Genomic DNA, 10,472 nt, shown 5'->3' with positions numbered 1-10,472 from the left:
CCGATGGTGCGGATGCAGGCGATGGCCGCGGATCGGGGCGTGCTGCGGGCGCGGCTTCTGGCGGCGCTCGACGCGTTCAAGGCGTTGGCGGAGATCGACGCGGGCCGCATCGCCGTCGCCGGCTACTGTTTCGGCGGGCTCTGCGCGCTGGATCTGGCCCGGGCGGCGCCCGAGGGTCTGCTGGGCGCGGTCTCGCTGCACGGGGTGTTCACACCGAATCCGCTGCCGGCGAAGCCGATTTCCGCAAAAGTGCTGGTGCTGCACGGCTGGGACGATCCGCTGGCGACGCCCGAGGCGGCGCTGGCGCTGGCGGACGAGCTGACCGCGGCCGGGGCCGACTGGCAGCTCCACGCCTACGGGCGGACCGTGCACGCGTTCACCACGCCGGGCGCCAACACGCCCGGCCGGGCGATGTATTCGCCCGACGCCGACCGCCGTTCCTTCCAGGCGCTGGTGAATTTTTTGGGTGAGGTGCTCGACGCCTGAGCGTCGCGCCCCGGTTCGCCCTCGCGCAAGCGCCGCGTCGAGGGCGCGCCGATTGAACCGGAGCGCCCGCGGCGCGCGGAGACGGGGGCGCGGGTGGCGACGGGCACGGGTTTCGAGCGTGTGACCTGATGGGAGCGACGGCGCGGCTGGCGGCGGAGACGCATGCGGACGGCCGGCTGGCCGCGCGGGAGAGACGGGGCCGCAGGCGGTCGGGTCGTCGCGCGGCCTCCCTCCGCCGAAACGGAGCGCCCCGGCCCGGGTCAGTCCCGCTGGTCGATGATCTCGGCGATCCGGGAAGCGTCCTTCTCGGGCGTCAGCCAGCGGCCGCGCTCCATGATCTCGAGCGTGTATTCCCGGTAGGTCAGCCCGCATTCGGCGGCGTATTTCAGCCGCCGGCGCAGGGTCTCGGGCCGCGGCGGCGTCCAGGCCTCGGCCTGGGCCTTGCGCCAGGCGAAAAGCTTGAACCCTCCGGTCAGCGGCGGCCCCTGGTTGTGGCCGGTCGGCGGCAGGGTCCGCGGCGCGCGGCGCGGCGCGGAGAAGGCCACGCTCGCGGCGGCGCTGCGCTGGCCCGTCTGCATCGGCCCGGGCTTCAGGACAAGCGACGCGCGATCTCCGTGCGATCCGGCGCCGCGGGACCGGGGCGCCGGGCCCGCCTCGGTCACCGTCCCGCCCGCCATGCCGCCCCCGGTCTCGGCCGAACCGACCGACGCCTCTTCCGGCGCCCGACGCTTCGGACGGGGGCCGGTCTCGCCGGCTTCGAGCGGGGTGCTGCGGAAAACGCGGGTCATGGCTGGGCGGTCCGGACTGTCATCCCGCCTTTCTGGCGGCGCCCGCCGGATTTCGCCCGTGGCCACGTCGTCGCATCCCCGCCCCTCCCCCCGCCGCGCATCCCGCCTCCCTTGCGTCACCGGCGCAGCTTCGCCACAGGCCCGCCCCTTCCCGGCCCCGCCTACGCCCAACCGCTTCCCAAGCCGTCCGCCGCGGGTTAACACCGCCTTATGATCGACGTTCTTGACCGTATCCGCGCCTACAAGCTCGACGAGATCGCCGCCGGCAAGGCCGCGCGACCGCTCTCCGTCGTCGAAGAGGCCGCGCGCCGCGCCGAAGCCCCCCGCGGCTTCGCCAGCGCGCTGCGCCGCAAGCACAAGCAGGGCGACTACGCGCTGATCGCCGAGATCAAGAAGGCGAGCCCCTCCAAGGGCCTGATCCGGGCCGATTTCGATCCGCCCGCGCTCGCCCGGGCCTATTCATGGGGCGGCGCCGCCTGCCTGTCGGTGCTGACCGACGGGCCGTCCTTCCAGGGCGCGCCGGAATTCCTGCAGGCGGCGCGGCGCGAAGTCACCCTGCCCTGCCTGCGCAAGGATTTTCTCTACGACCCGTGGCAGGTGGTCGAATCCCGCGCGCTCGGGGCCGACTGCATCCTGATCATCCTCGCCGCCGTCTCCGACGACCAGGCGCTGGAGCTCGAGGACGCGGCGCTCGCCTGGGGCATGGACGCGCTGATCGAAGTGCATGACGCCGAGGAGATGGAGCGGGCGCACAAGCTCTCCTCCCCCCTGATCGGCATCAACAACCGCGACCTGCGCACCTTCGAGACCCGGCTGGAGACGACCGAGGCGCTGGCCGAGGCCGCGCCGGCGGGGCGGATGCTGATCTCCGAATCCGGGCTTTTCGCGCCGGCGGATCTCGCGCGCATGGCCCGCGCCGGGGCCCGCACCTTCCTGATCGGCGAGAGCCTGATGCGGCAGGACGACGTCGCCGCGGCCACCCGCGCGCTGCTCGCCGACCCGGTCCCCGCCACGCTCTGATCCCCCGCCTCTTCCTGATCCCGCCCCGGAGGCCGCGACCCCGATGCCCCTCACCCATTTCGACGCCAAGGGCGACGCGCAGATGGTCGACGTCTCGGAGAAGGCGGAAACCGCCCGCACCGCCACCGCCCGCGGCGCCGTGGTCATGGCGCCCGAGACGCTGGCCCTGATCGTGGCGGGCCGGGCCGCGAAGGGCGATGTGCTCGCGGTCGCGCGCCTCGCCGGGATCATGGCGGCGAAGCGCACCGCCGACCTGATCCCGCTTTGCCACCCCCTGCCGCTGTCGAAAGTCGCGGTCGAACTCACCTGCGACGAGGCCAACAACCGCGTCGAAATCGAAGCCACCGTGCGCACCACCGGACGCACCGGGGTGGAGATGGAGGCGCTGACCGCCGTCGCCGTCGCCCAGCTCACCGTCTACGACATGGTCAAGGCGGTGGACCGGGGCATGCGCCTGACCGACACCCGCGTGGTGTTGAAGGAGGGCGGCAAGTCCGGCCGCTGGGAAGCCGAGTGAGCGCCTCCCCCCCGTCGCCCCCCCTGCCCCCCCTGCTGCCGGTTCCGGAGGCGCTGGCCCGCCTCGTCGCCTTGATGCCGCTGATGGAAACCGAAGAGGTTCCCCTGACCGAAGCCGCCGGCCGGGTGCTGGCGGCCGAGGCCGTCGCCCGCCGCACCCAGCCCCCCTTCGCCGCGTCCGCCATGGACGGCTACGCGATCCGGGGCGAGGGCCTCGCCCCCGGCGCCGAATACCGCGTGATCGGCGAGGCGCAGGCCGGTCGCGGTTTCGCAGGGCATGTCGGCCCCGGCGAGGCCGTGCGCATCTTCACCGGCGCCCCGGTGCCCACCGGCGCCGACCGCGTGCTGATCCAGGAGGACGCGGAAACCCTTTCCGGCCCGGTGATCCGCGCCCGCGAAAATCTCGACGACGCGACGCATATCCGCCCGGCCGGCGGCGATTTCCATGAGGGCGCGGCGCTTTCGGCCCCGCGTCGCCTGACCTCGCGCGACGTGGCGCTGCTGGCCTCGATGAACATTCCCAAGGTCGAGGTTCGTCGGCGCCCGGTCATCGCCCTGATCGCCACCGGCGACGAATTGGTGGAACCCGGCCAGACCCCCGGCCCCGATCAGATCGTGTCTTCCAACACTTACGGTCTTTACGCCCTGCTGGCCGAATACGGCGCGGCGCCCCGGCTGATCCCCATCGCCCGCGACACGATGCAGAGCCTGGAGGCCGCCTTCGACGCGGCCGCCGGCGCGGATCTGGTGGTGACGCTGGGCGGCGCCTCGGTCGGGGACCATGACCTGGTGGGAAAGGCGGCGGGCGCGGCGGGCATGGCGCTCGATTTCTGGCGCATCGCCATGCGGCCCGGCAAGCCGCTGATGGCCGGCATGATGCGCGGGCGGCCGTTGGTGGGGCTTCCGGGCAATCCGGTCTCGGCCATGGTCTGCGGGCATGTGTTCCTGCGCCCGGCGCTCGACGCCATGCTGGGCCTGCCCGCCGTGCCCCTGCCCCGCGAAACCGCGCGTCTGGCAGCAGGGGTCGAGGCCAATGGCGGGCGCGAGCATTACGCCCGCGCCCTGCTGGGCGTGGACGGCGCGGGGGCGCTTTCGGTTCGGGTGCTGGGGCGCCAGGACAGCTCGCTGCTCTCGGTGCTGGCGGAGGCCGACGCGCTGGCGGTGCTGCCTGCGGGCGCGCCGGCGATGGCGGCGGGCGCGCCGGTGGAGATCATTCGCCTGTAGGATCCCGCGCGCGAAAAGGCCGGGGCGGAACACGAACGCGTTGACACAAAACAGGAACGTTAGTAGAACTTGGCCGCATGAGACCACGTCGGGCGCAATCAGGCAGCCCCCGGCGCCACGCAGGAAGCGGAGGGGTTCGCGCCGCCATGCTCACCAGAAAGCAGCTCGATCTGCTGTGTTTCATCCACGAACGGGTGCAACGCGACGGCGTCTCTCCCTCGTTCGACGAGATGAAGGAGGCGCTGGATCTGCGCTCCAAATCCGGCATCCATCGCCTGATCACGGCGCTGGAGGAACGCGGCTTCATCCGTCGGCTGGCGCATCGCGCCCGGGCGATCGAGATCGTGAAGCTGCCCGAAAGCCTCGGCGGCGAGAGCGAGGTCGCGATGGCGACCGGCTTCAAGCCCCGGGTGATCGAAGGCGCGCAGCGCCCTGCGGCCCCCGCGCCCTCCCCTATCCCCGGCTACACGCCCGAGGCCGCCGTCTCGGTGCCGCTGATGGGCCGGATCGCGGCCGGCGTGCCGATTTCGGCCATACAGCACCAGGAGCGGATGGTCGGCGTCCCCGGCGGCATGATCGGCCGCGGGCGCGAGCATTACGCGCTGGAGGTCAGGGGCGACTCGATGGTCGACGCCGGCATCCATGACGGCGACCTGGTGGTGATAGAGCGCCGGGACTCGGCCGAGAACGGCGACATCGTGGTGGCCCTGGTGGAGGAGGAGGAAGCGACCCTCAAGCGCCTCCGCCGCCATAACGGCATGATTGCGCTGGAGGCCGCCAATCCGGCCTATGAGACCCGCCTGCTCCGCGACGACCAGGTGACGATCCAGGGCCGGCTGGTCGGGCTGATCCGCACTTACTGAGCGAACGGGCTGAGCGAACGGGCTGGGCGAGCGGGGCGGCAAGCGGCCGGGGCGGGAGACGAGCCTCTCCCGCCTGGCCGCTTGCGGGCGGTCGTCGCGATGGCCGGCGAGCGCTTTGCACGGAGAGCGCCGCGAAGAGCCGAACCTGCCGGGTCAGGGCCTTGCGGCCCGGGCCGGTTTGGGCTGCCGCAGCGCGCGCCCACACCCCGCATATCCCGGCTCGGGCCCCGGTCCCGGCTGCAGGCCCCGAGCCGGGTCGCCTACCTATCCGGCATCTCCGCTTCGGACCGACCGCCCGCCCTTGGCGCGACATGACGGGCGATCGCCCGGCGCCGACGTATCGAGGGCGAGCCGCCGCCAAGGCCCGCAGGCCTCCGGCGTCGCGCTACCTTCCGGTGGCGGCGGGGGCCTGAGGCCGGCCATCCGCTCGCCCGCCGGTCCGATCGCCGAAGGTGGACCGGGGCAAGGCGACGACCGAGGCCGCCCGCGCCCTCGTCGGGCTCAGGGCGCAGTCCGTCCCCAGGGACGCGCGGCGGCGCGGGGCAGCGCGGGTTCGATCCGGATCGCATCGCCCTCGGGCGCCACCGACAAAGCGCCGAGGCGGTCCAGCGCCGCCCGGTCGAAGCTCAGACACGGGCCGGCGGCCGGTTCGCGCGCGGCGGGGGCGATGAGCACGGTGCGGGGCGCGCAGGCCTCGGCCAGACGCTCAGGCCGCACCAACCCCTCCAGCAGCACCAGCCGCCAGCCGTTGGACAGCGTCGCCGTCGCCTGCTTCGCCGCGCGGTCCACGCCGGGGCGCGTCGCGGCCTCGGCCTGGTCGCCGGCGTCGCCGTCGGAGGCGAGCCAGCTGTCGATCACGTAGCCCGCCCCGCGCGCCCGGTCGACGGCGCGGCCCTGCGGCCCCATCACCCCGATCGCCTCGCCGCCGGGCGCGACCAGCGCTTCGGGCCGGCTCGAGGCGAAGACCCAGAGCGCCAGCCCCACCGCCGCCCCGACCGCCCCCGCCCAGCGCAGCCGCGTGCGCCAGATCGCCAGCCACAGCCCCCCCAGCGCCACCAGCGCCAGCGCGCCCGGCGGCGCGTCGGGCGAGGGGCGCACCGCGCCGGGCATCCCCGCCGCCCAGGCGGCGACGTCGAGGATCACGCCGATCCCCCACCCCATCGGGACCAACGCCAGCCCCTGCAGCCCGAAGGGCGCGAGGACGGCCGACAGCGCCCCGAACGGCGCCACCCAGAACGCCATCACCGGCGCCGCGGCGAGGTTCGCAGGCAGGCCCCAGGTGGTCAGGCGGTTGAAGCTCGCCGCCGCGAAGGGCGCGGTGGCGAGCCCCGCCACCGATGAGGTCAGCAGCAGACCCGCGGCCCAGAGCGCGAGGCGGCGCGGCCAGACCCGGCCCTCGGCCTCCCGATCCAGCCGCAGGGCGCCGCGGTCGCGCACCGTCTCGTAGACCCCGACCAGCGCCACGGTGGCGGCGAAGGACATCTGGAACCCGGCGTCGACCAGGCTCTCGGGCCGGATCAGCAGGATCGCCAGAGCGGCGGCGGCGAGCGCGCGCATCGAGATCGCGGGCCGGTCGATCATCACCGCGATCAGGGCGGCCGCGGACATGGCGAAAGCGCGTTGCGTCGCGACCGAGGCGCCCGACAGCAGCAGATAGGCGAGCGCCGCCGCCAGCGCCACGGCCGCCGCCGCCTTCTTGGCCGGGATCCGCACCGCGAGCCCCGGGGCCGCGGCGATGGCCAGCCGCGCCGTGGCGAAGGCGAGCCCCGCGAGCAGCCCCATATGCAGCCCCGAGATCGCCAGCAGATGCGCGAGGTTGGAGTCGCGCAGATCCTGCAGCTCGTCCCGGCGCACTTCGGATCGCACGCCGGTCAGGATCGCAGCGGCGAAGGCGCCCTCGCGCCCGGGCAGCGCCGCGAGGATGCCGTCGGTCATCGCGCCGCGCGTCTGCTCCAGCCAAGCGGAGAAGCGGTCGGCCACGCCGTGACCCGCTTCGGCGGCGCCCGCGGTCTCGGCGTTCGCGCCGACCAGCGGGCCGCGGGCGAAGCCGACTGCGCCCAGCCCCTCGAACCAGGCGTGGCGGCGATAGTCGAAGCCGCCGGGCTCCACCGGACCCAGCGGGGGGCCGAGATGGGCGAAGACCTCGATCCGCTCGCCCAGACGCACCTGGCGGGCGAAGTCGCCCTCCAGCAAGGTGATGCGGGCCGCCGACGGGGTCTGTTCGGGGGCGAGGCCGTAGATCACGATGTCGGACAGCGTGACCTGGCGGCGGTCGGCGCGCGAGCGGGCGATCTCGGTCACCCGGCCCTGCAGCGTGGCGTCGATGGACGCCGAGAGCACCGGCGCCGCCACCACCTGCGTGCGCAGGGCCGAGGCCGCGAACCCCGCCGCGATCAGCGCCAGCGCAACCGCCGCCGCCGGCAGGGTCCGCCCGGCGAGCGCCAGCGGGGCCGCGGCGGCCGGCGCCGCCACCGCCAGCGCCACCAGCCAGTTCGACGGCTCGTTCGCCAGCGCGAAGTAGATCCATATGCCGAGGCTCAGCAGCACCGGCGACCAGAGCGGGACGCGGCGACGCTCCGCCTCCGCCAGCCGCGCCCAACGCTCCGCCCACCGCGCGGGGAGGCGGAGACGGCGCGGTCCGCGCCGGGCGTCGGATGGGTTGTCCTGCGAGCGGGCGATTGTCATAACGGCGCCGACCTTAAAGCAATTCGGACCCCGATCCAGCATGAGCCCTTCCGACGCAAGCCCCGCCGACGCCGCGACCCTTCCCGACGCCGCCGGCCGTGGGCAGGTGGTGACGCGCTTCGCCCCCTCTCCGACCGGCTACCTGCATATCGGGGGGGCGCGCACCGCGCTGTTCAACTGGCTCTTCGCCCGCGGCCGGGGGGGCAGGTTCCTCCTGCGCATCGAGGACACCGACCGCGTCCGCTACACGCCCGAAGCCGCGCAGGCGATTCTCGACGGGCTGACCTGGCTCGGGCTCGACTGGGACGGCGACGCCGTCAGCCAGTTCGAGCAGGGTCCCCGCCACCGCGAGGCCGCGCAGGCCATGGTCGACGCCGGCGCCGCCTATCGCTGCTGGGCCTCGAAGGAGGAGATCGAGGCCGCCCGCGACGCCGCCAAGGCGGAGGGACGGCCGCCGATGTTCGTCTCGCCGTGGCGCGACCGCACCGATGGCGACCTCTCCGCCCCCCACGTGTTCCGCCTGCGGGCGCCGCGCGAGGGCGAGGTTTCGGTCGACGACGCCGTGCAGGGCCGCGTCACCTGGAAGGCCGACCAGATGGACGACCTGATCCTGCTGCGCTCGGACGGCTCGCCCACCTACATGCTGGCGGTGGTGGTCGACGACCATGACATGGGCGTGACCCATGTGATCCGCGGCGACGACCACCTGACCAACGCCGCCCGCCAGAGCCTGATCTACAAGGGGCTCGGCTGGGACGTGCCGGTCTTCGCCCATATCCCGCTGATCCACGGGCCGGACGGGGCCAAGCTTTCCAAACGCCACGGCGCGCTCGGGGTCGAGGCCTATCGCGACATGGGCTACCTGCCCGAGGCGATGCGCAACTACCTCGCCCGGCTTGGCTGGAGCCACGGCGACGACGAGTTCTTCGACGACGCGCAGGCGCAAGCCTGGTTCGCGCTGGAGGACGTCAACAAGTCCGCCGCCCGGATCGACTTCGTGAAGATGGAGCATATCAACGGCCAGCATATGCGCGCCGCCTCCGATGCGCGCCTGGTGGAGGCGATCCGGGGGCTTTTCGCGGCGCAGCACAAGCCGCTGCCGCCCGAGGATCGCATGACCGCCTTCGCCGCGGCGATGCCGGGTTTGAAGGAGCGCGCCAAGACTCTCAACGACCTGATCGATATGGCGTATTATATCTTCGCGAACCGTCCGCTGGACTTCGACGCCAAGGCCGCGGGCCTGCTGAACGACGAGATCCGTCCCATGCTGGCGCGATTGACTTCGCACCTGCGGAACCATAGCGTTTGGACCGAAGAGGCTCTTCAGCAAACGGTAAGAGATTTCGCGGAGCAAGAGGGCCTGAAGCTCGGCAAGGTGGCTCAGCCGCTGCGCGCCGCGCTGACAGGCCGGGCCGTATCACCCAGCGTGTTCGACGTGATGACGACGCTGGGGCGCGACGAGTGCCTCGCGCGACTAGACGACGCCGCCGCCGACGGCTGAGCGACGGCGCACACAGCCGGGCCCGACATGCGGCCCGGCGCCGGTCCAAACGCGCCGCGCCGGACGGGCGCGCGCCATAAGGGGAGAAGACCTTGGCCAAGGACACCGGACGCAAAGCCACGCTCACGCTAGAGGGCAAGAGCTACGATTTCCCGATCTATTCGGGCACCCTGGGGCCGGATGTGGTCGACATCGGCAAGCTCTACGCGCAGGCCGACGTGTTCACCTTCGATCCCGGCTTCACCTCCACCGGGGCGTGCGAGTCGCAGATCACCTTCATCGACGGCGACAAGGGGGAGCTGCTCTATCGCGGCTACCCGATCGACCAGCTGGCCGAGAAGTCGCATTACCTCGAAGTCTGCTACCTGCTGCTCTACGGCGAGCTGCCCAACGCCGCACAGCTCGAGGATTTCGAGCATCGCGTGACCAATCACACGATGCTGCACGAGCAGATGAAGAACTTCTACTCCGGCTTCCGCCGCGACGCGCACCCGATGGCGGTGGTCTGCGGCGTGGTCGGGGCGATGTCGGCCTTCTACCACGACTCGACCGACATCAACGATCCCTGGCAGCGCGAAGTGGCGACCATCCGCCTGATCGCCAAGCTGCCGACCATCGTCGCCTGGGCCTTCAAGTATTCGATGGGCCAGCCGATGATCTATCCGCGCAACGATCTCAGCTATGCGGAAAACTTCCTGCACATGTGCTTCGCCGTGCCGGCGGCGAACTACGAGGTGTCGCCGATCCTGTCCAAGGCCATGGACCGGATCTTCACGCTGCATGCGGATCATGAGCAGAACGCCTCGACGTCCACCGTGCGTCTGGCGGGCTCTTCGGGCGCCAATCCCTTCGCCTGCATCGCGGCCGGCGTCGCCTGCCTCTGGGGCCCGGCCCATGGCGGCGCCAACCAGGCCTGCCTCGAGATGCTTCAGGAGATCGGGACCGTCGACCGGATCCCCGAATTCGTCGCCCGCGCCAAAGACCCCAACGACTCGTTCCGCCTGATGGGCTTCGGGCACCGGGTCTACAAGAACTTCGACCCGCGCGCGAAGGTGATGAAGGAAAGCTGCGACGAGGTGCTCGGGCTTCTCGGGATCGAGAACAACGAGACCCTCAAGGTCGCCAAGGAGCTGGAGCGCATCGCGCTCGAGGATCCGTATTTCATCGAGAAGAAGCTCTACCCGAACGTCGATTTCTATTCGGGCATCATCCTGGAGGCCATGGGCTTCCCGACCTCGCTGTTCACCGCGATCTTCGCGCTGAGCCGCACCGTCGGCTGGATCGCCCAGTGGAAGGAGATGATCGAGGAGAGCTCGCGCATCGGTCGTCCCCGGCAGCTCTACATGGGCCCGACCGCGCGCGACTACACCGACGTCGCCACGCGCTGAT

At 72.3% G+C, this 10,472-nt stretch carries 9 protein-coding genes; 7 read left to right on the top strand and 2 right to left on the bottom strand.

All coding sequences use genetic code 11. The features are described from left to right. Positions 1-486 (top strand): dienelactone hydrolase family protein (locus tag ACTB72_RS17770; RefSeq protein WP_463038344.1); only part of this gene is annotated, 486 nt, incomplete at its 5' end. A 260-nt stretch (positions 487-746) separates the two neighbouring features. On the opposite strand, the gene ACTB72_RS17765 is transcribed toward ACTB72_RS17770, so the two are convergent. Further along, positions 747-1,274: a hypothetical protein gene (locus tag ACTB72_RS17765; RefSeq protein WP_463038343.1), complete on the bottom strand. Its 528-nt coding sequence runs from the start codon at positions 1,272-1,274 to the stop codon at positions 747-749. Positions 1,275-1,484: 210 nt separating this feature from the next. Here ACTB72_RS17765 and trpC point away from each other — a divergent pair, with 210 nt between their 5' ends. The 4 genes from trpC (at position 1,485) to lexA (ending at position 4,897) form a co-directional block, all read left to right on the top strand. Further along, positions 1,485-2,294, top strand: a complete 810-nt coding sequence (trpC, locus tag ACTB72_RS17760) for an indole-3-glycerol phosphate synthase TrpC (RefSeq protein ID WP_463038342.1) — start codon at positions 1,485-1,487, stop codon at positions 2,292-2,294. Between the two features lie 43 nt (positions 2,295-2,337). Then, positions 2,338-2,811 carry a cyclic pyranopterin monophosphate synthase MoaC gene (moaC, locus tag ACTB72_RS17755; protein ID WP_463038341.1) on the top strand — a complete coding sequence of 158 codons (474 nt, stop codon included), beginning with the start codon at positions 2,338-2,340 and terminating at the stop codon, positions 2,809-2,811. A 32-nt stretch (positions 2,812-2,843) separates the two neighbouring features. Next, positions 2,844-4,034, top strand: a complete 1,191-nt coding sequence (locus ACTB72_RS17750; protein WP_463038345.1) for a molybdopterin molybdotransferase MoeA — start codon at positions 2,844-2,846, stop codon at positions 4,032-4,034. Positions 4,035-4,180: 146 nt separating this feature from the next. Then, positions 4,181-4,897 carry a transcriptional repressor LexA gene (gene lexA / locus ACTB72_RS17745; RefSeq protein ID WP_463038340.1) on the top strand — a complete coding sequence of 239 codons (717 nt, stop codon included), beginning with the start codon at positions 4,181-4,183 and terminating at the stop codon, positions 4,895-4,897. A 501-nt stretch (positions 4,898-5,398) separates the two neighbouring features. Here the strand turns inward: lexA and ACTB72_RS17740 are convergent. Continuing rightward, positions 5,399-7,582 (bottom strand): ComEC/Rec2 family competence protein, encoded by a 2,184-nt coding sequence (locus tag ACTB72_RS17740; protein ID WP_463038339.1) that lies wholly within the window; start codon positions 7,580-7,582, stop codon positions 5,399-5,401. 40 nt (positions 7,583-7,622) lie between these two features. Here ACTB72_RS17740 and gltX point away from each other — a divergent pair, with 40 nt between their 5' ends. Both gltX and gltA read left to right on the top strand, forming a co-directional pair. Continuing rightward, the gene (gltX, locus tag ACTB72_RS17735; protein ID WP_463038338.1) at positions 7,623-9,083 is read left to right on the top strand and encodes a glutamate--tRNA ligase; all 1,461 of its coding nucleotides are present in this window, start codon (positions 7,623-7,625) and stop codon (positions 9,081-9,083) included. A gap of 92 nt (positions 9,084-9,175) precedes the next feature. Beyond that, on the top strand, positions 9,176-10,471 hold the full coding sequence (gltA, locus tag ACTB72_RS17730) for a citrate synthase (RefSeq protein WP_463038337.1): 1,296 nt from the start codon (positions 9,176-9,178) through the stop codon (positions 10,469-10,471). Position 10,472: the final 1 nt, after the last annotated feature.

Source organism: Albimonas sp., assembly GCF_055129145.1.
The sequence above is the reverse complement of the archived record's forward strand: the minus strand, read 5'-3'. Positions and strand labels throughout refer to the sequence as shown.